Here is a 22,891-nt window from a genome sequence, read left to right as displayed (position 1 = left end):
TCGCCATTCGATCGACGAGCAATTGACAGGCAATCAACGGGGAATTGATAGGCATCAATGGGGGATCAACAGGTGATTGACCGGTCGTCAACAGGTCATGAACAGGCAATTAACACACAGGCAACTAACACACAGGCAATGGGCGATTAACAGGCCATTAAGAGGCAGTCAATAGGCAACCCATCGGCAACCCATCGGCAATCAACAGAAGAAATCTGGGCTATTCATCACCGAGGCAGATCGGATGCCATGCTGTGATCAAAGTGATGGAATAACCAAGATCTTTGGAGGAATATCTTTGCTCAAGGGTATTCATTCAAAGATATTTGCCCCTTCATGCCTGGTGTTGAACAAGGTCACATTTTAGGTGATGAATGAGAATTGCACCCTTTCATATCTCGCCTGAGGTCTGGATCAAGGGGCTGGCGGCCGCTGGGCCGACGGTCGATCGAGCCGGTTTGGCTCCGTGGCCCCTGCGATCGGTGCTCGGGCAAGCTAATCAATCAGTGGCTGAGTGGGCGATCGGGATTGGGCCATTGCCACGGGATGCGGTTAGGAAGTTGGTTTTGAAGGGGATTGGAAAAGGAATTTTGAAAAAAGCAACAAAATGCCTTTAAAAAATGACTGAAGAAAATGACTAGAAAAAATGACCCAAGAGCCGGTCAGCAAAATCACTTGAAAAGTGGTTCTAAAATACTTCAGAAATGGCTAAACAATGCTGGTGCTTGTCCAAAAGTTCCATGGGAGACTGGGATAGCTTGAGCTAAGAGAGCCTGAACGGGATGGATCGAGATTGACCGATCCCACACCACTTTTACCCGCACCATTTTCAAAACCTGCCGACCGAGTGATGCGAGCCTTTTTCCATTTTTGGGCTGATGGGGCCGGTTCAACCTTGCTCTCCCAGACCTGGAGAAAGCAGGGGTTGCAGCGAGCATTCTAAGGGGTTTTGTTGAGATCATCTGGCTGCAAAGGTAACAGCACTTGATAGATATTTGTGGCCCGTTCTCGCCCCTTAAGGGTAACTGGGCCAATGAAGCGGGTGGGAAAGCGGTCGCGCACATGGCGATAGGTTTCTTCTTCAATGAAAATGCGACAAAGCCCCCCATCAAAGGATTTGTCATAACTTTCCAATCGGGCGGCTATGTTCACCGTGTCCCCAATCACGGTGTATTCCAACCGGCGGACATTGCCAATGCAACCACTCATGACGGGGCCCGAGGCGATGCCAATCCGGATGGCGGCGGTGGGGCGGCCCCGATCGCGCCACTGTTGGTTTAAGCGCTGGAGCCGTTGACCCATCTCCACGGCACAGGTGACGGCGGCGATCGCATCGTCCCCCACTTGGTGATCGCGCGACTGGGGAACCGGTACGCCAAACAGGGCCATGATTGCGTCGCCAATGAACTTGTTCACGATGCCGTTGCGATCGAGCACGCTTTGGGTCATGGACTGCATATATTCATTCAGCCAGGGAAAGATAATTTCCGGTGGGTTGGATTCCGCGATCGACGTGAACCCCACCAAATCCGCAAACATGACCGTGGCTGGCAAAATTTGCCCAATGAATTCCCCGCGCCGCACAATTTGGTGGCGGCTTTGCCAAATCACCTGGGCCACCTGCGGTGTAACGTAGCGCTCAAACAGCTCGGTGATGGTTTGTCGATCGCGCCGTTCCTTGGCCGCCAACCCCAATGAGGCCCCAAAAGAACCGCCCACCAGCCCCAAAACCGGCGGCACGAGGGGAATCCAAACCATCCACTGCAACGCTTGCCAAGCGGCCGCCAGAATGGCCACGATGCCCAAAGCGGTCATGGCAAACAGCAGCAACGGTTGGCGCAGGGTCCAGCCCAGCAATGTGCCCCCCACAGTCCAAAGCACAATCCAGCCCATTTCCCAGGAGTCGCTCCAAACCTGAAGGAGGGGCCAGCCATCGATCGCCGCCGACAGCAGTTGACTGGCGATCGTGGCATGAATTTCCACGCCGGAGGTGAGTTGTGGGCCCTGATCGGTGTCGCTGTAGGGGGTATAGAACCGATCGCCCAAGCTTTCCGCCGTGACTCCCACCAACACCAGTCGATCGTAGAGCGCATCCAAGGGCACGCGTCGATTCAACACGTCATTGGCGGAATAGATCTGGAACCCGCAATTGAGCTGGCTGTCGGTGGGACAGGCCAAGCCGCGATAGTCCAACAGCAGTTGATAGCCATCATCGATCGCCCCCACATAGGCCCCGTCATTGCCCTGAAAGGGGGTGATGGTGGCGCGACCCAGTTGATAGATACCCGCTTCTTCATCGAGGGCCTCCAACGTGATCGGGTTGGGTTGGCGCTCCAGATAGTTCAGCGCCAATTGGGTTCCCAAACCAAAGACCGCTTGATCCTGCTGGTCAGCCAAAGACAAGATGGCCCGCCGGACTTTGCGATCGGGATCCAGCAGCAAATCCGATGCGGCGATCGCCCCTGGTTTGTCAACCAGGGCCGGTGGCGGCGCGATGCCCTCGCCACTGACCTTGCGGATCCCCACCAGGCGATCGGACTGGCGCAGCAACTTTTCCAGGCGATCGTTGCCCGGAGGCATGGGAAAATCCCGAACCAAGTCCAGCCCAATCATCCGGGGTTCATACTCTTCCAGGGTTTCTAGCAAGTCTGCCAACTTTTCATCGGAAAGGGGCCATTGCCGAAACAGTCGCAAGTCCGTTTCCGTCACCACCACTAACGCCACCCGTTGCTCCAAACGGGCCGGCCGCCACCGCACCAGCAAATCAAACGCGGCCCACTCTGTCCCCTGCATCCAGCCCAACCCCCGCACCGTCACCACCACCACCGCCACCAACAGGGCGATCGCTGTCCCATCGCGCCAAGACAACAACACTGACCCGGCCCATAACCGATTCAGGAGGCGAATCCATTTCGTAATGGTTTTAAGCAAGGGTTGAGCCAACATGGAACGCAGGCGACGGTGGGCGGATGGTCATTGAGGATGGCCGGGCCAGTCAGGTGCTAAATCATTGCCTCGTTGATCCGCTTAGATCTCCTTGAAGCTTCTCGGATCTCCTCGAATCTCTTTGAATCTCCTTGAATCTCCTTAGATCTACTCAGATCGCTGGATTGCTATGAATTGATGATGCTTGAGATCGGGAATTGAGTGAGAGTCGCCGCGATCACCCCCTACCTTAGCCTTGAATCCTCAGAATCGCTGATTCTGGAACATTTGTAGCCTGCTGGGCTGGAGAATGAGCAAGATCCCCGAATCAGAACAAAGAGGCGTTGCGGGCCAAGGCGGCGGCTGGCTCGTCAAAATTGATACTTGAATTGTCCCCTCTTCACCCCCTGGCCTTGTCACGATCGGGATCAGGTCGATGTTTGGTTGGCCTCGGGTTAAGGCTTAGCAAATTCCGATCGACCCGTTTCAGGCATTCTCTAAGGCTTTCGCCCTCTTCCTAACCCTGGACAAGCCTCCCCCAAAGCCGGACAATCTGAGGCGGTCTTTTTGCGATCGCCCTTCCGATCACCCGCCATGAGTCAAGCATCTACCCAACCCAACACCCAACCCAAATTGATCATCCACGGCGGTGCGGGCAGCTCGCTCCAGGGCAAAGGGGGCGTGGCTGCTGTGCGCGCGCTGCTGTCCGGCATTGTGGAACAGGTCTATCAGCGCCTGTTGGCTGGGGCCAGTGCCCAGGAGGCGGTGGTGCTGGGTTGTCGGTTGCTAGAAGACGAGCCGCGCTTCAATGCGGGTACGGGGTCGGTGTTGCAGTCCGATGGGCAAATTCGCATGAGCGCATCGCTGATGGATGGCAGTGCCCAACGGTTCAGTGGCACGATCAATGTGTCGCGGATCCAAAACCCGATCGAGCTGGCGGCCTTTTTGCAAACCCAGAGCGATCGGGTGTTGTCGGATGTGGGGTCGGCGGAGTTGGCGCGAGAACTGGCCCTGCCGATTTATAACCCGCTAACGGATTTGCGGCTGAACGAGTGGATTGAGGAGCGCAAGGACAATTTCAGCAAGCGATCGATGGCTTCCACGGTTGCCGAGGTTGAGGCCGGTTCCCGATCGGACTCGGCGGGCCGCGGCACGATCGGGGTGGTAGCGCTGGATCAGCAAGGGCGCGTGGCCGCCGGCACTTCCACCGGGGGCAAAGGCTTTGAGCGCATTGGCCGGGTCAGCGACTCCGCCACCCCAGCGGGTAACTATGCCACGGCCCGCGCGGGTGTGAGCTGCACCGGCATTGGGGAAGACATTTTGGACGAATGCTTGGCGGCCAAGATTGTGATCCGGGTGGATGACGGCTTGGGCTTGGCGGCGGCCTTTGAGAAGTCGATGGCGGAGGCGGCCGGCCGGGGTCGCGATTTGGGGGCGATCGGGCTGGATGCCACCGGGGCGATCGCCTGGGGCAAAACCAGTGAAGTCTTGCTGGCGGCCTACCACAACGGCACGACCTTGGGCGATACGCTGGAGTTGCCCGACGGGTTGCAAGTGGGCAGTTGCTAGGGGCGATCGGCGGATCAAAGTCTGGGTAGGGGCGTACCGCCGTACGCCCTCAAAGGGTTGACCGGTTTTGATCCATTCCGATTGGCATAATTTTTACCCGGCCAACCGTCAAAGGGTGATCGATAAAAGCGCAAGGTCGGGTAGGGGCGTACGGCCGTACGCCCCTACGGGGTTGACCGGTTTTGATCGACTGCCCCTAGGGGTTTCTGTGGGTTGATTATTTACCGATGCAAAAACGGCTGAAGATGCGATCGAGCACGGATTCTGTGACCTCTTCGCCAGTGATTTCCCCCAGGGCTTGAATCGCGTCCCGCAGGTCGATCGTCCAGAAGTCTAGGGGCAATTGTTGGGCCATGGTTTCGCAGACTCGCCCGATCGCCTGTTGGGCCCGCAGCAGGGCCGCCGCCTGCCGCTGATTAATTGCCACATCCAAATCCGCCGCCTGCACCCGGCCCGATCGGGCAATTTGCAAAATCGCCTGCTCCAAATCGTCAATGCCGCGCCCTTCCGCCGCCGCCGTGTAAACCACCTGGGCAAAATCCTGGGGCAACAGAGACGAAATCGTTTCCGGAGCCACCAGATCAATTTTGTTCACCACCAAAATGGTTGGCGGCAAGGGCCGATCGGGATTGGTGGCGCGGATTTGTTCATAGATGGCTCGATCGCCCCCCGTCCAGCCCCGGGGTGCTTCGATCACCAACAGCAGCAGGTCTGCCGATCGGGCTGCGGCCCGCGATCGCTCCACCCCAATTTTTTCCACCAGGTCATCGGTTTCCCGAATTCCCGCCGTATCCAGCACTTGGATCGGGATGCCGCCCACCACCAGCCGCGATTCCACCACGTCCCGCGTGGTTCCCGGCAACTCCGTGACGATCGCCCGATCGCTCCGGCTCCAGGCATTCAACAGGCTCGATTTGCCCGCATTCGGCCGCCCGACGATCGCCACCTTCAACCCACTGCGCAACAGTTCACCCCGATCGGCCGTGGCCAACCAGCGATCGATCTGGGTAGCGATGGTTTGCAGGGCTGTCGTCACGGCGGGCAAATCCAGCGGCGGCAGATCATCTTCAAAATCAATGCGGGCTTCAATTTCCGCCAACCAGTCCATGCAGCTCGATCGCAAATCGCGGATCGGTCGGGCCAGCTTCCCTTGCACCCCCGCCAAGGCCGCCTGGGCCGCCTGGGGCGACTGGGCCCCCACCAAGTCCGCGACGCTTTCCGCCTGGGTCAGGTCAATCCGCCCATTCAAAAACGCCCGCAGGGTAAATTCCCCCGGTTGCCCCAGACGCGCCCCCTGCTGCAAACAGAGCTGTAGCGTTTGTTGCACCACCATCATTCCCCCGTGGCAGTGGAGTTCCACCACGTCCTCGCGGGTGTAGGTGCGCGGAGCCGCCATCAACAACAGCAGTGCTTCGTCAACGGTTTCGCCCGTTTGGGGATTGTGCAAATAGCCATACAAAATTCGGTGGCTTTCCCAGGGTTGGGAGCCGGGGGCCCGAAAAATTCGCCGGGCGATCGCCCAGGCCTCGGGCCCCGACATCCGCACAATGCCAACGCTGCCCTGTTGCGGCACAATCGCCGTGGCGATCGCGGCGATCGTGTCTTGCTTTGTGGCCGATGCACCCATAGGTTTGGTCTGTTGCAATCCTCTGCAATGGTTCTGTTTTCAGGAATCAGGGGACTGATCTCGGGCATCGATTAGCCCAAATTAGCCCATGGGTTTAGAGGATGTCTGAGGAGTAACTCGGGATCCTGGCAAAGCACTTGTAGTCCCGGGGGCAAGGGGCTTAAGCCCCTTGTCTTTGTTGATCGGTGAGACGTTTTTCAGGAATCAGGGGACTGATCTCGGGCATCGATTAGCCCAAATTAGCCCATGGGTTTAGAGGATGTCTGAGGAGTAACTTGGGATCCTGGCAAAGCACTCGTAGTCCCGGGGGCAAGGGGCTTAAGCCCCTTGTCTTTGTTGATCGGTGAGACGTTGATCGGTGAGACCTGAAAGGTAGCAGTTTGGGCTTGGCAGGCATCCTCTCAGAAAACTCATTCAGGGGCTGAATGATGAAGAAATTAACTCTCAGGAGTTGAATTCTCAGGAGTTGAATTTGAGGGCGTGGGGATCACTGCTGCCTGTTCCAAAGCCAGCTTTTGGGTCAATTGGGCCCGCAGGGTTTCGATTCGCTGGCGATTGAGTCCCAAGTCTGATTCTCCCAATCGCGAAGCCGATCGTACCTGAATTTGATTCGTTTCTCCATCTAGCAAAAATTCCACATCATCCACAAACCCCAGCAATGGCGTGGCGAATTCCGCGTAGAGATAATCGGGCGATTCAGTAATGATGGTGGTGCGTTCCGTCGCTTTCACCAACTCGGTCAGGGCCGCAAAAACGTGATCAGCGTCGCCCATCACCGGAAGCGGGGCGATCGTATGTTGCAAATCCGTGATTGGGGTTTGGCTACTCACGCAATTGGGACGGTTGGGACAGGGGCGAAGTTGACCCGCCACCGGGCCCAAGTTTTCGGGGCGATTGCCCGCAAACAAATTGCCAAAAACAGAACCCATGACCGGCCCGGGCGCGGCCCAGGCCGTGGTTGCCGGGAGCCACAGCAGCAGGGCCGCCACCCAAGCCAACCAGCCGGGGGCGTTACCGTTGCCCGATCGCAGCGAATGGCTTTGGGTTCTGAACTGAGTTTGATCTTGTGGTTTCCCCATCACCCCACCCATAGGTTGCATCCGCCGTTTGTTAATTTTGGTTTTTGAATTGAATGACCTGAATTGAATGACCTGAATTGAATGACCTGAATTGGACGAACTGAGCTAGATCGGCTCAATCTTCAGTCTAGTTGAGCTGAATTTGGGTCAAGTCAATTGGGCAAATCTTCAGACCAGCACTGTTGCAAAATCAGGGATGCATCTTCACGGAGCCAGCCCGACGCTGCGGAACGGATGCGTTCGATTGATTTCCCTGGCCCTAGAGTAACGATTTCCCAAAAAGTTGGCTGGCTGGGTTCAGGGTTTGGGCAAAACCACGAGCGCAAAAAAGGGCGCGGTAGCTCCCACGCCCTGGCCCTTAAGTTGTCTTGGCTTGAATGGAATTCAAGTCCCGCTCGATCGAGCTGGGGATTTAAGCGGCCGATTCCGCTTCAGCGGCGGCCTTCACCTTGCGGGGATCGAGCTTAATCGTCAGGTAGCGAATTACGTCTTCGCTGAGGCGCATGGCCTTTTCCATGGGGGCGATGTGGCTGCCGGTGGCGTGCTCGTAGTTCATTTGGATGTACACGCCTTCGCGGCAACGGTTGATTTCATAGGACAACCGGCGCTTGCCACGGTGTTGGATTTCAAGGCCGGTGGCTCCTTGCTCCGTCAGCATCGTCCGATATTTGTTGATGTTGGCATCCACGGCCTCTTCGTTGAGGTCGGGGCGCAGGATGTACATCGTTTCGTAGAGGCGATTTGCAGACATGGATGGGTAGTTCCTTGCGGACAATAGAATGGTCGATCGGGCTGACTGGGGGGCAATGCTGAGGGCCCCGCTGTTGCCGATCGACAAGGATTCACGGGCTGTATATCATACCCCACCGAGGGGCTGCCCGATCGCCCCAATTCTCCCGATCGCCCCGATGCGATGGACAGCGATTAGCGCACCTGCATATGCACCGCTTCCGAGAGGCTGGGAATTTCCGCCAAGCGCCCCAAGGCTGATTGGACGATCGAGTAAATGGCCGCCACCACAACCCCCAAGAACACGGTGCTGGCTAGGGTTTGTACCACAAAACCCCCGATCGGCTGGAAAACATACTGAATCACCAGCCCACAAAGGGACACCAAAATCGAAATCAGAATCGATTGCATGGTGTTGAAGCGAATGAAATAGCTGATGTTGCTGTTGCGAACCACCAACAGGAACAGCACCAAAAAGATGATGAAGCTCATGAAGGGAATTTGGTAAAGCTGAATCAGGGGCAGCAGCGGCACATACAACACCGTCAAAAACGGTAGTTCCCGGAAGATGGAGCCACCAAAGCCCACCACATCCACCAGCGGCAGGGCATAGACCAAAGCACCAAACAGGCGATCGCGCCAAGTTGTCGTCGTTCCGCGCCAGTTCACGATCGGCATCTCCCGAGAGCATTGAATTGATCTATTTTAGACGCTGGTTTAGGTTGGCTCCTGGGGCGATCGCCGCACCCGATCGCCCCGGATCATCCCCGGCTGGGTCTAGGGCTTGTCATCCAATGAAGTTGCTTGAAGCTGAAATGACTAATTGTCGCAGCTCAACCGCCCTTTGTCGCAGCTCAACCGCCCTAGACAAGGGGCTTAAGCCCCTTGCCCCCCCACGATCTCGTAACGCAAGGATCAAGGTTTTAGGGATTTGATGACGGCCCCTAATCATCGAGGCGGGCGGCGGCGGCCAGGTCGTCAGCCGGGCGCAACCAGTGGGCAAATTCATCGGCAAAATTGCCCGCCAAAATGGCCGATCGAATCCGTTGCGTGAATCGAACTAGCTCCGTCACGTTGTGGATTGCCAGCAGCGTGTAGCCCAAAATTTCCTTGGCCCGGATCAGGTGACTGATGTAGGCGCGGCTGAAGTTCTGGCAGGTGTAGCAAGGGCAAGTTTCATCCAGCGGCCGGAAATCTTCCCGGAATTGGGCGTTTTTCAGGTTCCAACGCTCGCCCTGCACCAGGGCCGCCCCGTGCCGCGCCAGCCTGGTAGGAATTACGCAATCAAACACATCAATCCCGGCGGCGATCGCCTGGGCCATCTCCCGATAAGTCCCCACCCCCATCAAGTAGCGCAGTTTGTGGGGCGGCAACAGGGGCGTGGTGGCTTTCACGATGTGCTCAATCAGTTCTGGCGGTTCCCCCACGCTCACCCCCCCGATCGCGTAGCCGGGCAGATCCAGAGCCGCCAAATCCGCTGCCGCCTTGGCCCGCAAATCCGCGTAGGTTCCCCCTTGGACAATGCCGAATAGGGCTTGATCAGAACGCTGGTGAGCTTCGATGCACCGCAGCAGCCATTGATAGGTGCGATCGGTCGCCTTTTCCACCTGTTCGCGGGTGGCCGGGTAGGGCGGGCATTCATCAAACGCCATGATCACGTCGGATCCGAGGGCGTTTTGAATTTGAATGGATTTTTCGGGGGTGAAATCAATGATGCTGCCATCGTGGGGCGATCGAAACGTCACGCCCTGATCGCTAATTTGCCGCATTTCACTGAGGCTAAACACCTGGAATCCGCCCGAGTCCGTCAGAATTGGCCCCTGCCAGTTCATAAACTTGTGTAGCCCGCCCGCCGCCTGCACAATGCCTTCACCCGGTTGCAGATGCAGGTGATAGGTATTCGACAAAATCATCTGGGCCCCCGTGGCGGCCACTTGATCCGGCGACAGGGTTTTAACGTTGGCTAATGTGCCCACGGGCATAAAGCGGGGGGTTTCCACAATGCCGTGGGGCGTGTGAAAAACACCAACGCGGGCCGATGTTTGGGAACATTCAGCCACTAACTCAAACCGAAAATCGGGGGCAATAGCACTCATGAACGGGGGCAAAATTTTTCGGACTGTTGAGCGAATTTCTGAAAACCCAAAACGGATCCTTTGCTAACTTCAGCAACCTCAGCGACCAACCAAGACAAGGGGCTTAAGCCCCTTGCTCCCCACGACGATTGGGGCTTGATCAGGGCTTCAAGATACTTTTCAAATATCCTCTAAGTCCCTTATCCCTAAAATCTGGGTAGGTTGCTGAACTGAATTTTGGATTTAGCTTTGGATGAATGGTTGGATGGAATTGAATTGAATTGGGAAAATTGAATTGAACTGGGGAATTTAGCGTGCCGCCCGCACCAGCAGCCCCGTCCCCAACGCCCCAACCACCAGCAAAGGTAACCAGGCCGCCACCACTGGAGACAAAAACTCCGTTCGGGCCAAGGCATCCGCCAGGAAAGCCAACAAATAATAGGCGAAAATGACCACCACGCTCACACCAAAACTGGTGGCGCGGCCGAGCCGTTGATGGCGACGATTGGCCAGCGCTGAACCCACCAAACCAAAGCCTACGCAAATGAAGGGAAATGCGTATTTTTGCTGAATTCGTAGCTCTAGCTTGGTGATTTCTGCTCGCTCGCCGCTCTGGCGCAAAATGGCCAAACGCTCTTGCGCTTCAGCAATGTTCAGCTCATTGGAGAAACGATCGCGCACGGCCAAATCGAGGGGCGTTCGGGGTAGCTGCAACCGTTGTTGTTCAAAACGCAAAATGTCGCGGTAGGAACCATCGGGAGCCACCAAATAAATGGTGCCATCTCGGAAATCCCAGGCCCGTTCTTTGGGGTTCCAAACGGCAGATTTGGCGGTGACAATTTGACTGATGCCCGCTTGGGAGCGATCGATAATCGTCAGGGACAGCATTTGCTTGCCGTCATAGCGTTCGGCATAAAACACACGGCTGAGAATGCTTTTTTTCTCGCCATCCGGTTTTTCAACTTCGCTGAATTCCCGATAGAAAATATTTTCTTCCCGGAAAGAGGGTTGGTTATCGTCGGTTCCAAGGGCCCGCTCCAAGATGGTCGTGGCTTGGTAGTTGGCGGCGGGCACTAATGCTTCGTTAAAAACGAAAGTTAGACCCGTGACAAACAGGCTGAGCACCAAGGCCGGCGCAACAATTCGATAAACCCCAATGCCGCAACTGCGCAGGGCCACCAATTCGCTGTCGTTGGACAACCGCCCAAAGGCCATCATGGAGGCCAACAGGGTGGACATGGGGAAAGACAGCACGATGAAGTAGGGCATTTGCAGCAACATCACCTGCATGGCCAGGTGAATGGGCAATCCTTCTTCTACGACTTTGCGCACGAGGTCAAAAACCGTGCCTACGGAAACCCCGATCGAGGAGAATGCACCAACCCCAAACAGAAAGGGCATGGCCAATTCCTTGGCCAGGTAACGATCCATCACGCTGATTTGCGGCAGCCAGTTTTGCCAAGGGGGGGCGGAGGATGGCTGGGGTACGGTGTTGGAGGTCATAGGGTGTCTGGTCGGGAATAGCGGCTGAGGGGCCCGCGAGAAGGCGAGGGTTGGAGTGGGGGCTGAGGCAGGAGCGGAACGTTAGGGCTGAAATTTGTCACCCAAGTAATATTGCCGCACCAAGGGGTTGCCATACAGCTCGGTGGCGTTTCCGGAGGCGAGGATCTGGCCTTCCCGCAAAATATAGGCGCGATCGACAATTTCCAGGGTTTCCCGCACGTTGTGATCGGTAATCAGGATCCCCATGCCCCGATCGCGCAGGCCGGCCACGATGCGTTGAATTTCGGCTACCGCGATCGGGTCAATACCCGCAAAGGGTTCATCCAGCAACAGGAACTGGGGCCCCTCCAATCCCACGGCTAAGGCGCGGGCAATTTCCGTTCGGCGGCGCTCACCCCCGGAAACCTGAATGCCCGGCGTGTGGGCCACTTTCTCCAGCCCAAAATCTTGCACCAACTGCTGGAGACGACGCTCCTGCATCTCTCGGGGAAGCTTGGCTTGCTGCAACACCAGGCGCAAGTTATCCGCCACACTCAGGTGGCGAAACACGCTCGGTTCTTGGGCCAGGTAGCCAATGCCGAGGCGGGCCCGTTGGTGAATGGGTTGTTCGGTAATGTCTTGGTCATCAAGCCACACATGGCCGCTGTCGGGCCGTTCCAACCCTGTGGCCATATAAAAAACGGTGGTTTTGCCAGCGCCGTTTGGCCCCAACAGCCCAACCACCTCCCCCCGTTCCACCGTGAGGCTAACGCGGTTGACAATTAGACGCTCACCGTAGGCTTTCTGGACGTTTTCAAGAACAATCTTCAACGGTGTACCCCCACGAAAGGATGCAAGCCGGCCAGCGGCGATCGAACAGCGGTAAATTTTAGGGCGCGGTGGGGGCAAACAGCGAAGGCACGGCCGGCGCGGCAGGCAGTCCCCCCGCCGGCCCCGAAGACGAAGGCAAGACCGTGGGCGTGGTGGTGTCCAACACTAAGTAGACCGATTCCACTTGGCGGTTGGGCAAGGGCAGCGCGATCGATCGCCCCTCATCGACATAGTAGGTGACCGTTTCGGCCCGCAGGCTATTGCCGTCTTGCAGCACAAACACATCACCCGACATCACCAAACGGCGTTCGTTGCTGAAATATTGTGCCTGGGCGGAGGTGGCTTTAAGCATCCGAGCGGGATAGTCCACCTGAACGTTGCCCCGCGCCGTCACAATCCCTGCGATCGAGTTGGCCTCTTGCACGTCGGAAATGACCGTCATTGGCTGGCGCACTGGAACCGGTTCCGTGGGGGGCGCTGGCTGGGCGATCGCCTGGGACACCTGCCCAAGTCCTATCGCCGTCGCCATCAGACTGGCTCCCATGGCCCGGCGGGCCAGCTTGGCTGCGGCCCTTTGGCTCGATCGAGTTGTGCCCACTGGTTGACCCACCATAGTCATTGGTTCAAAAACGAAGGTTTAAAGGCAAAGAAGAGACGGCTAATGCTAAAGATGGCTCACTCAACGATCGCCCAGTAGCCCACGGAGCAACTGATGAGTGCGATGGAGTTCGATCGCTCGATCGAAGTTTCAGGGCGCTTTAGGGGGCTGCTGCTTCAGTGGTCTATTGAATTTGGCAACAGACCAGAGACAACCCACATTAACCTAAGAGGGGAGATCACCCGACGGCGATCGCGCAGCATTGAGGTTCGCGGCGTTGAGATTAATCGAGATCATAGGATCGCCCCAGATAGTTTAGCGAACGCTTGCAACGTCAACCGTTCGTCATTGCCCATTTGCCAAACGGTGGTGGCGGCCCATGCCTTAAAGGGTTGTGCTGTCGTTCATTTCGCCCTTGCCTCCCTGCCTCAGAACTCTAAAGATTCAGAATCGATCGCCCCGGTTCCCACTGAAGGCTGAATACGTCCGGCGATCGTTGTCTGTGGTTGTTGCTGGTGGTTCTGGGGAATTTGCTGTTGATTACCCTGAGAGGGTGTCTAAAAAGTATCTTTTGGCACGGGTCAAGCACCAATAGTTGTGGGGGCAAGGGGCTTAAACCCCTTGTCTATGTCGATCACTAGGGCCTACTGAGTAGCAATTTTGGCTTTTCAAACGGACTCTGACAGATAATCAGTGAATGACCTGAAAATTATCTGCGCGTTATCTATGAGTTGTTGTCTACGAATTGCTATTTATAGATTGCGATTTGTAGGTTGTTTTCTGTTGTTTTCTGATGATCGTTTTTTAAGTTTTCTAATGGATTTTTCTAAGTACTAAATAATTGATGATGCTTATTGATTTCGCTCTCGTCCCCGATCGATCCGAAATAACCAAACCATCAGCGCCACCACACCCACTTGCAGTGCCAAATTAGGCAACACGTCCGCCGGGTTTTCGCCTGCTAGCAGTTTCAGCAAAAAAATGAACCCACCCAGCGCTCCCGAAGCAGCAAAAGCACCATAGAACAAGCGCCGAAGACCTCGATAGGGAGCGGCGGCTTCTGCTCGCAGTCGAGCCATGGTTTCTGCATCTAGTGGGCGAGGACGATTGGCCATGTTGGGGAATTGCCTGATGAAATTGGTGTCAGTCTGGAGCGTTTGAGCGGCTTTGGGCAGCCGTTCGATTATTTTATCACCAGGTCACTCGATCGCCTGATGGAATGGCTTGCAGGATTGCGTGGGCTAGAAATTTTTCTAATCATTAGCTTGATCTGTTAAGGATCACCTGGTGAAGGATCCTTCATCAAAGTATCTCTTGATCAATCTTGATGGTTGATTCTTTCGATTAACCTCTGAGGCTGATCTTATAGTTGATTCTGTGTTCGACTAATTAAAATCAAACTTGATTAATCATTGACCGATGATCGCGATTCCAGGAATTGATCTGGAGTATCTAACTCTATTTTTTGATGCTTAGTTTAAGGCGATCGGGTTAACCCGGTTCTGATGAATTATCTAGGCTGTCATGATTTGGTGAATATTGCCCGGTGGCTATAACTCCACGCAAATCATCAGGAACAGGAATGGGTTGACGGGTTCATCCAGCCCAGGACGAAAACGACTAGCTGCGATCGCGTTGTTGGAGTTTGGCGATCGGTTGGGGTTCAGATGATCCAAAACAGTCAGCGCCCAAGATAGCCAGCGCCGTTCAATCCAGGGAATCGGCCATCGGTTGCGAGGGTATCTGAACAGCCTAGATTTCTACCTTGCGGGTCTTACCAACCGATGAAGACAAGGGGCTTAAGCCCCTTGCCCTAACGACGATTAGTGCTTGATCGGTGTCAAAAAATACTGTTCAGACAGTCTCTGAGAGAAATTTCAATCCCTTGGCGAAGTTACCTGGAAAAGGCTTTCAGAAAGCACTTCAGTAAGAATATGCTATGCTTACTGAAACTAATTCTCAAAGATCTAAATACTCCTCAACCTTAAAGCAGTTCGCTTATTGAGAAATCTTTGAGTTAAAACGGTTTTGGGAACACTTTCACGACTTCGGGTTTGGGCATGGGGCTTGGCATCAGAGGGGCGATTGTGGGCGATCGCGCGGCAACCGGTAAGAGGGAGCGCTCATTGAAATGGGAACTTAGGGGCGCGATCGGGCGCGGAATGTTGCTCACGGTTTCGATCGCCCTTGGGCTGACCCTGAGCGGTTGCCCCACCCAGCCCACGGCCCAGCGCTCGCCCGGAAACCCCAAGGACTGCCCGAGGTGTGATTTTGCGGGCAAGGATCTGAGCAATCAGGACTTTGCCGGGGCGAACCTGAATGGAGCCAACTTTCAAAAGGCCAATTTGACCGGAGCGAACCTGAGCCAGGCCAAGTTGGACGGGGCCAATTTTCAGCAAGCGAATTTAACCGGGGCCGACCTGAGCCAGGCGGGCATGAACCAGGCCAAGCTGACGGGGGCCAACCTCAGCGAAGCCCGGCTCACCAAAACCTATCTCCGGGGGGCCGACTTGACCCAAGCCAAGCTGATGGGGGCTGACTTGAGCGGTGCAGATTTGCTGAACGCCAGCCCCTCCAAGCTTGATCTCAACGGGGTCAAAACCCTGGGCACAACCTTGCCGGATGGGAGCCAAGGAAAATGAGCAGTAACCTTCCGGTTTCCGATCAGGCCTTGGTGACTGTGCGTTCAGAAGAAGTTCCCAGGACTGCTCGATCGGCGATCGCGGAGAACCAGGGGCCCGACGCAGGGGCGATCGACCCGATGGAGGAATCCCCGCCTAGCCATTCCCCAACCAGAAACCCATTACCCAGCAGCACATCACAACAAAACGCACCCCCAAGGCGAGGGCCCGAGTTAGGGGACTGGTCTCCCAGTGCCAAAATCAGCCTTTGGGGGGCCATGGGCCTGGGCGTGGTGGTGTCCGTGGTGCTCCATGGGGCGGTGTTGTTGCTGCCAATGCCCAAGGAGTCGGACAAGGTGGCTTTGCCCCTGAGCGCCCAAGAGGCCCCCATTCGGGTCACCAATTTACCGAAAACCACCCCGACGCGGCCGACCCCTTCCCCCAGCCCCGCGCGATCGACCCCGGCCCAACGCCGGGCCGATCGGGCCGCAACCCCAAAACCGAAACCGAAAGTGAATCAGCCCAATCGGGTGGTGGTTCCCAAGCCCCAAACCGCCAAACCATCCCCGGCTCCGTCGGCAGCACCCAGCCCAACCCCTAATCCCACGCCTAGCCCCACGCCCAGCCCCAGTCCTAGCCCCGAACCTAGCCCCACGCCCCAAGGTTTACCGGCTTTGGCGGGGTTGAATGCCGGCGGGGCCGCTTGTGCCCCCGATCGCCCCGATGGGTGCTATTCCCTGCCGGAAAATCTCAGTATTCACAGCGTCACACCAGAGGTGATCCAAAATTCCCTGGGGCCCGATGTGACGGTGGCCGAAATTCCCACCATCTACGAAAACACGGAACAGGCTCGGGAATTTGTGGTGTCGGATCCCCGTCGCGATTCAGCCGATCAAGTGGTGGGCTATTACTACGTGATTTCCACTCAGGTGCGCGGTCAGGTGGGGGCCATCGTTGTCGGCAGCCGCGATCGACTGCTATCCCTGGACGCTATCCAAGCGGCGGCAGGTGCGGAAATTAATTAAAACGAGATGCTTGAAAAGAGACTCCTTAGAGGATGTCTGAGAAGTATCTTTCAGTACGGGCTAAAGACTAATTGTCGTAGGAACAAGGGGCTTAAGCCCCTTGTCTACATCGATCTCTGGGGCGTACAGCGTAGCAATTTTGGCTTTTCAGACATCCTCTTAGACCTCCTGTCCGAATCAGCTAACAGCCCTCATCCCCCAACCCCTTCTCCCAAGGAGGGCGAAGGGGAGCCAGAAATAGGAAGTTACGGCAATTTTTTTGTTAGTCGTCAAGTCCCTCTCCCGACTTGGGAGAGGGATTTAGGGTGAGGGTCTTGATTGATGCAAGAGGTCTATTGAATAATCCCTATCCATCCAAAATTGCCATGAAAAATTCCCAAGTCGAGATGTAACCTCGCTTGGGATAGATGCTTGCTGAACATAGACAGTGGAACACCGTGGGCCGATCGCACAATCAGCCCCCGCTTGCCAATTGGCCCTAGCGCCAACCGGCCCGATCCATCAGTCGGAGGGCGCGATCGTTGTTGCCCCCAAACTCATTGGCACTGGCGCTAGAAGACTTGAACTGTCCAAAGCTAGACAGGGTGGGATCCAGGGCCACGCCGGACAACACCGGATATTCGTAGCCACTGCGGGCAAAGAGTTCCTGGGCCTTTTGGGTTGCCAAAAAGTCAAGGAACTTCGCGGCTGCTTCCGGGTTCTTGGCGGTTTTAATCACCCCGCCACCGCTGATGTTGACGTGAGTGCCGCGCCCCTGTTGATTAGGGAAGAACACGCCCACTTTGGCAGCGATTTCCCGTTCAGCGGCATCTTTGGAATTGACCAAACGGGGCAGGTAATAGGTATTGGCGATCGCGATCGACCCTTGACCCGCTGCACAGGCCTTGATCTGAGCCGTATCGTTGCCTTCCGGGGGCCGAGCGAAGTTCGCCACCAGGCCGCGCACCCAGGTTTCCGTGGTGGGTTCGCCCAACGCGCCCACCAGCTCACCGACTAGGGATTGGTTATAGACATGGCTCGAAGTCCGCACCAAAATCTTGCCGCGCCAACGGCTATCGGCCAAAGCTTCGTAGGTGGAGAGGTCTGCGGGGTTCACCAGGTCTTTGTTGTACATGATCACGCGGGCCCGCTTAGACAGGGCGAACCAGTGACCATTGGGGTGACGCAGGTTGCTGGGAACCGCCCGATAGAGGTTGGGGGCGGCGCTTTGGGACAGAGGACGGAACAGGCCGGCCTTGTCGGCTAACCAAAGGCGACCGGCATCTACGGTAATCAGAACATCGGCGGGACTGTTGACCCCTTCCGATTGGATGCGCTCGATTAGGGCATCGGCGCTGCCTTCCACTAGGTTGACTTTGATGCCGGTGGCTTGGGTAAAGGCTTCATACAGTTGGCGATCGCTGTCGTAGTGGCGACCGGAGTACAGGTTCACTTCCCCTGCACCTTGGGCGTTGGCCCGATTCACGCCGCTCAGGGCCACGGTGGCTAGGGCTGATCCCCCTGCCAAGAACACCCGCCGAGTCAGTTTACTCGTCATTTTTCGCTCTTAGGAATGCAGTAATTGAATTTTGGGTGGCGAAAGCAGTATATCAATATTGAGAAATCTTCTCAAAATTCTCTGGAATTTTTCCCAAGGACTCTCCGAATGGCTTGAACAGTCTTGAGGTGGCTTTTGGGACTGTCCTCGGTGGCGGGCGCGGTGTTTGGGGGGAGAGCCAGTGGGGAAGTGGCGGGCGATCGAGCCGGGGTTGCATAAGGAAACGCCCGGCCCATCGAAAAGATGGCCAGGCGCTTTTAAGGTTTCAAAAGGATCGATCGAAGTTTTGGGGACTGGGTGGAAATGCGCGACCGTCTCTAGCCTTTGCCGGTTTGGGCCAAGACCCGATCGGCGAGTTTGTCGGGCACTTCCTGCAAGTGGTCATGCTGCCAAGAGAAGGTTCCCACGCCCAAGGTGAGCGATCGCAATTCCAAAATCAGGCTCTGCATTTCCGCATGGGGCAGATAGGCCTGCATGGTGTCCCAGCCGCTCCAGCCGTCCTTGGGCCCGTAGCCCATCAGTTGGCCCCGTCGCCCGGTCACTAACTGCATGACCTTGGCGGTGAACTCACTGGGCATGGCAACTTCCACCAGGTCGATCGGCTCCAGCAGCACCGGTTGGGCCGCCGGAATGCCCGTCTTCATGGCCACGTGGGCCGCCATCTTGAAGGCTTGCTCGGAGCTGTCAACGGAGTGGTAGGAACCATCGGTGAGGGTCACGGCCACATCAACGATCGGGAAACCCAGGGGCCCGCGATCGAGCGCTTCCCGCACCCCCGATTCCACACCGGGGATATATTGCTTGGGCACAACGCCGCCCACAATCCTTTGTTGGAAGTCGTAGCCTGCGCCGCGTGGTTGGGGCTGAATGTCCAAATACACATCCCCAAACTGACCATGGCCGCCGGTTTGGTGCTTGTAGCGCCCATGGATCCGGGAAACGGGTTTGCGAATGGTTTCCTTGTAAGGCACTTGGGGCAGGTGGGGAGCCATGGGCAGGTTGTACTTGCGCCGCAGTCGATCGATGGCGATTTGCAGGTGAATCTCCCCTTGGCCCCAAAGGATGATTTCGTGGGTGTCGCCATGTTGTTCCCAGCGGACGGCGGGGTCTTCGTCCGTGAGCTTGGCCAGAGCGGCGGTGAGCTTCACTTCGTCGCTGCGGTTTTCGGGGACGATCGCCCAAGCAAAAACCGGTGGCGGTAATTCCGCCTTGGGCAACTCATCCCGCCCGATCGCCCGATCGAGCGCCAGCACCTTTCCGGTGGCCACCCCGTCCAGCCGACCCAGGGCCACAATGTCGCCCACTTCGGCCCGGGTCAGAGATTTTTGTTGGCTGCCCATCAGGCGATAGAGGCCACCAATGCGAACACCATTGAGGCTCATGCCATCTTCGATCGCGCCATTCCAGACCCGGGCGATCGATAGCTTGCCCCCTTGGCTGGCATATATGGTTTTCAGCACCTGCACGATCGGGCTGTCGGCATCGGGGGCGATCGCGTCTACCCCGCGCTCAGTGGCCGTCACCGTTGCGTCTGGGGCTTCCCGCAGCAGGGCATTCAACAGTGGCCGCACGCCCAGGTGCTGTTCCGCCATGCCCACAAACACCGGCACAATCTGATCGGCTCCCAACTCCAGCCTCAGATCCACCAAAATTTCTTCTTCGCTGGGTTGAATATCCTCCAGCAATTTTTCCAGCAGCACATCGTCATGGTCGGCCAAGCTTTCCAGCATTTCATGGCGAGCCGCTTGCTCTTCATCCCGCAAATGTTCGGGCAGCGGCACGGGGTCATCGCCTTCCGCGTCAGGGTGGTAATGATAGGCCGTTTCGCTGACTAAATCGATGTAGCCGATCGGGCTGTTGCCTTGGCGAATCGGGTATTGGTGCAGCACGATCGGGCGGCTGGAAACGGGCCGCAACACCGACAAAATATCGGCAATGGGACTGGATGCCCGATCCATCTTGTTAATGAACAACACATGGGGAATTTTCCAGGTGTCCAAAAACTGAAACAAAGGAGCCAACACAATGGCGCGATCGATCATGGGTTCGCAAACCACCACGGCCGCATCAACCCCCACCAACGCGTTGTAGGTTTCTGCGGCCAATTCCACGGAACCGGGGCAATCAATCCAATTAAATTGCACATCCTTATAAACGGCACTGGCCACATTTAGCTCCAGCCCCATGCCCCGATCGCGTGCTTCCGGGGAGCCGTCACCCACCGTATTGTTATCTTTAATGCTGCCCTTGCGCGTGGTTGCGCCCGACAAAAACAAAATACTTTCCAAAAGCGTCGTTTTGCCACTGGAGTAGGGACCCACAATGGCAATATTTCTGATGCGGGGGGTACGGTCACCTTTCATGAAAACCTCCATGGGAATGAAAATTCCCAGTAAAAAACTGATGTCAGCTCAATGCAAACTGAAGTGATTGCAGGCTCAGAAAATAGAACTAGGGAAAATAGGACTAGGGATGAAGTGCAGAGTTGATCAGTGAGATGTCTGATCAATATCCAATTCAAAATCTTGCAAAATTTGATGAGAAATCAGATCAAGATCAAACTCATGCCTCAAAGATCCCCGATCCCCAATGAGCAAAAACAAGAGAAAAATGCTCGACTAATGCTCGGCTAATACTCAGCTAATGTTCGTCAAATGCTCAGCAAATATTCAATGAACGCCGTAATGGAGCGTTTCCAGGGGCGAGCGTCGTAGGCTCAGTGCTCAAAGCCGCTGGATGAAATTTGCAAAGATGAAATTCGCAAAATTGAGTTGACTAGATTGAACAGATCAACTGAATGGATCAGAGGATTGGCGAGTAGAAATAGTCATGGTGCGATCGCCCATTGACAGGGAAAAGGAGGAGCGATCGGGACGGTCTACAAGGAATCTAATTGGGTTCTGATTTGGCTCTGATTTGATTATGGGTGCTCGCAGAATTTTTTAGGTCAGTTACTCAATGGTTGTTTATAAATTCGCGCAGTTTAGCAACTGTTTTTGGTTTTTTGTTAGGGATTGTAAATAAAAATCAACTCGTATTTGAATCGCTGCCGATTCAAGCTAGGTCAATTCCTCTAGTTAAAAATTTACCGATCGATCGGGTGGCGCTTGGGGTTGGGATTTTGATCCAGCGATCGATCCGCCATCCGCGATCCTCAATTTTGATGACCCAGAAGCCAGCGAGCTTGGCCGCTGGCTCCCGAAACCTATGACATGGCTGGGGTTTCCGGTTCATGGGACTTGGCTTGCAAAACCGCCAACGCCCATTGCCGAAATTGCAGATAGGTCATCAGTTCGATCGTGCCGGAGAGCAACATTTGCGAGTAGCGATCTTCCAACTCCTGCAACCGCTGAACCGCCACCGACAGCGGCATATTCAGCAAGGCTTCGGAATCGTCCAGCAGGTTCACCGTTTCGCTGAGGGTTTGGCGGTCTTCCTGCTCAATCAGCGCCTGGCAACTTTGGAGATAGAGCTGAACGGGGCGATCGATCTCCTCGTAGGTTTCCGGCGACAGATTGCCATCGATGAACATCAACCGATAGCGCTCGGCCAAATCTTGGGCCGCCGCCAGGGCTGCCTTGGTTTTGTTGCCATGAACTTCCTTAATTTCGGTCAAGGCTTGGCGACTGCTTTTCACCAACTGGCGCGATCGGCGCGATCGCAACCAAGTGACCAGCAGCCCCGCCGCACTGCTCAAGCCCAAAACCAGCAAATATTCCTGAACAACCTGGTTTTCTTCAATGAAGCGTAGCCAGGCCGATCGGGGATCCCCTTTTTCATAGGTTTCTGTCGCGTCCGGAGCCATATAAACCCCACCCCGTTGCAACAGGCCAGCCGGATCACCATCGGCCAATTCTGGATAAAAGCTGGCATATTGACGCGCCGTGGCCAAAATTGACCAAGCCATTAAGCCCACTTGGTCGGCGGGGGCATCGCCTCGGGCCATCAAGCCAATGCCCGTGGACAAAACCGGCAAATCCTGGGACGGCTCGGGGCGCAGGGGGTCATAGGTTCCGGCGGGAATCACCGAAGAGCGATAGGACTCAGGGAAGCGCACCGCCAAGTGGTTGGTAATGGAGGGGGGAATTTCCAGCAAACGCAGGGGCGGATCGCTGGTAATGGCATTTTGAATGATGCTGCTGGATCCCAAGGGGCCCACGTAGGCCACCATGTCCAGCTCTCCGGCCTTCAGTTTGGCCAGGCCTTCCTTCAGGGGAGGTGCGCTGGTGATCACTCGCAAACCGCTGCGGGTCAAGATTTGGGTGGTGGTGAAGTTGGTGCCGCTGCCCTGAATCCCGATCGCCACCCGCTTGCCGTTGATGTCGGTCAGGGTTTTGAAGGGAGAGTCGGCCCGTACCAACAAATGCAGATATTCATGGCCCAAAATGGCGACGGTTTCCACCTGGCCACTGCGCAGCAGATCGCGAGAAACGTCTAGTTGGGCGAGGGCAAAATCAACCCGACCTTGCACCAGGCGATCGAGGTTATCGCGGGAACCATTGGAGTTTTTGTCGTCGGTCAGCTTCAGGTTCACGATTCGATCGGTCGATCGCCCCAATTGCTCGCTAATGAGGTCATAGCCCACACCGGCCTTGCCCGCAGAAATCGAGACCGTGTTTTTGGACTGGCCGCAACCGCCAACCCCAATCACCCCCACAATCACCAGCGACACCAAGCCCCAGCCCCGTTGTTTGAGCTTCACCATCAAAAATCCCCCGGAAAATTCCCAAAATACTAAACCATGCATCCCAAAAATGCGTTTAACCCATGTATCTCAATAGTTCGATCTAAAA

17 protein-coding genes are annotated in these 22,891 nt (G+C 56.0%); 4 read left to right on the top strand and 13 right to left on the bottom strand.

All coding sequences use genetic code 11. From position 1 onward, the window contains the following. Positions 1-374: 374 nt before the first annotated feature. Positions 375-617, top strand: a complete 243-nt coding sequence (locus AC2IAX_RS06470; protein ID WP_494389835.1) for a hypothetical protein — start codon at positions 375-377, stop codon at positions 615-617. Positions 618-939: 322 nt separating this feature from the next. Here AC2IAX_RS06470 and AC2IAX_RS06465 read toward each other — a convergent pair whose 3' ends face one another. After that, complete coding sequence (locus tag AC2IAX_RS06465) at positions 940-2,946, bottom strand: CHASE2 domain-containing protein (RefSeq protein ID WP_494389834.1); 2,007 nt, start codon at positions 2,944-2,946, stop codon at positions 940-942. 573 nt (positions 2,947-3,519) lie between these two features. Between AC2IAX_RS06465 and AC2IAX_RS06460 the strand changes: the two genes are divergently transcribed. Then, a complete protein-coding gene (locus AC2IAX_RS06460) occupies positions 3,520-4,494 on the top strand; it encodes an isoaspartyl peptidase/L-asparaginase (RefSeq protein WP_494389833.1) in 975 nt (324 codons plus the stop codon). A 217-nt stretch (positions 4,495-4,711) separates the two neighbouring features. On the opposite strand, the gene mnmE is transcribed toward AC2IAX_RS06460, so the two are convergent. The 9 genes from mnmE to AC2IAX_RS06415 form a co-directional block, all read right to left on the bottom strand. Continuing rightward, entirely contained in the window at positions 4,712-6,121 is a 1,410-nt protein-coding gene (mnmE, locus tag AC2IAX_RS06455; protein ID WP_494389832.1) for a tRNA uridine-5-carboxymethylaminomethyl(34) synthesis GTPase MnmE, read from the bottom strand. 437 nt (positions 6,122-6,558) lie between these two features. Then, positions 6,559-7,200, bottom strand: coding sequence for a DUF1499 domain-containing protein (locus tag AC2IAX_RS06450; protein ID WP_494389831.1), 642 nt, complete (start codon positions 7,198-7,200; stop codon positions 6,559-6,561). A gap of 412 nt (positions 7,201-7,612) precedes the next feature. Continuing rightward, entirely contained in the window at positions 7,613-7,951 is a 339-nt protein-coding gene (gene rpsF / locus AC2IAX_RS06445) for a 30S ribosomal protein S6 (protein ID WP_099532772.1), read from the bottom strand. Between the two features lie 173 nt (positions 7,952-8,124). Continuing rightward, a complete protein-coding gene (locus AC2IAX_RS06440) occupies positions 8,125-8,607 on the bottom strand; it encodes a Tic20 family protein (RefSeq protein WP_494389830.1) in 483 nt (160 codons plus the stop codon). A gap of 266 nt (positions 8,608-8,873) precedes the next feature. Further along, entirely contained in the window at positions 8,874-10,025 is a 1,152-nt protein-coding gene (gene tgt / locus AC2IAX_RS06435) for a tRNA guanosine(34) transglycosylase Tgt (RefSeq protein WP_494389829.1), read from the bottom strand. Positions 10,026-10,313: 288 nt separating this feature from the next. Then, on the bottom strand, positions 10,314-11,435 hold the full coding sequence (locus tag AC2IAX_RS06430; protein WP_494390304.1) for an LptF/LptG family permease: 1,122 nt from the start codon (positions 11,433-11,435) through the stop codon (positions 10,314-10,316). A gap of 153 nt (positions 11,436-11,588) precedes the next feature. Next, positions 11,589-12,317: an LPS export ABC transporter ATP-binding protein gene (gene lptB, locus AC2IAX_RS06425; RefSeq protein WP_099532773.1), complete on the bottom strand. Its 729-nt coding sequence runs from the start codon at positions 12,315-12,317 to the stop codon at positions 11,589-11,591. 58 nt (positions 12,318-12,375) lie between these two features. Then, the gene (locus AC2IAX_RS06420) at positions 12,376-12,861 is read right to left on the bottom strand and encodes an LptA/OstA family protein (protein WP_494390303.1); all 486 of its coding nucleotides are present in this window, start codon (positions 12,859-12,861) and stop codon (positions 12,376-12,378) included. Positions 12,862-13,766: 905 nt separating this feature from the next. After that, positions 13,767-13,994 (bottom strand): DUF3493 domain-containing protein, encoded by a 228-nt coding sequence (locus tag AC2IAX_RS06415; protein ID WP_494389828.1) that lies wholly within the window; start codon positions 13,992-13,994, stop codon positions 13,767-13,769. Positions 13,995-15,041: 1,047 nt separating this feature from the next. Here AC2IAX_RS06415 and AC2IAX_RS06410 point away from each other — a divergent pair. Then, positions 15,042-15,557, top strand: coding sequence for a pentapeptide repeat-containing protein (locus tag AC2IAX_RS06410; protein WP_494389827.1), 516 nt, complete (start codon positions 15,042-15,044; stop codon positions 15,555-15,557). Further along, positions 15,554-16,561 (top strand): hypothetical protein, encoded by a 1,008-nt coding sequence (locus tag AC2IAX_RS06405; RefSeq protein ID WP_494389826.1) that lies wholly within the window; start codon positions 15,554-15,556, stop codon positions 16,559-16,561. Before AC2IAX_RS06410 ends, AC2IAX_RS06405 begins: the two co-directional genes overlap by 4 nt. Before the next feature lie 478 nt (positions 16,562-17,039). Here AC2IAX_RS06405 and AC2IAX_RS06400 read toward each other — a convergent pair whose 3' ends face one another. The 3 genes from AC2IAX_RS06400 to AC2IAX_RS06390 form a co-directional block, all read right to left on the bottom strand. Continuing rightward, positions 17,040-18,098, bottom strand: coding sequence for a Fe(3+) ABC transporter substrate-binding protein (locus tag AC2IAX_RS06400; protein WP_494389825.1), 1,059 nt, complete (start codon positions 18,096-18,098; stop codon positions 17,040-17,042). Positions 18,099-18,415: 317 nt separating this feature from the next. After that, a complete protein-coding gene (locus tag AC2IAX_RS06395; RefSeq protein WP_494389824.1) occupies positions 18,416-20,461 on the bottom strand; it encodes an elongation factor G in 2,046 nt (681 codons plus the stop codon). 842 nt (positions 20,462-21,303) lie between these two features. Further along, on the bottom strand, positions 21,304-22,845 hold the full coding sequence (locus AC2IAX_RS06390) for a TAXI family TRAP transporter solute-binding subunit (protein ID WP_494389823.1): 1,542 nt from the start codon (positions 22,843-22,845) through the stop codon (positions 21,304-21,306). Positions 22,846-22,891 lie beyond the last annotated feature (46 nt).

The organism is Limnothrix sp. HT2024 (assembly GCF_059138625.1).
This window is presented reverse-complemented; position numbering and strand designations above follow the sequence as displayed.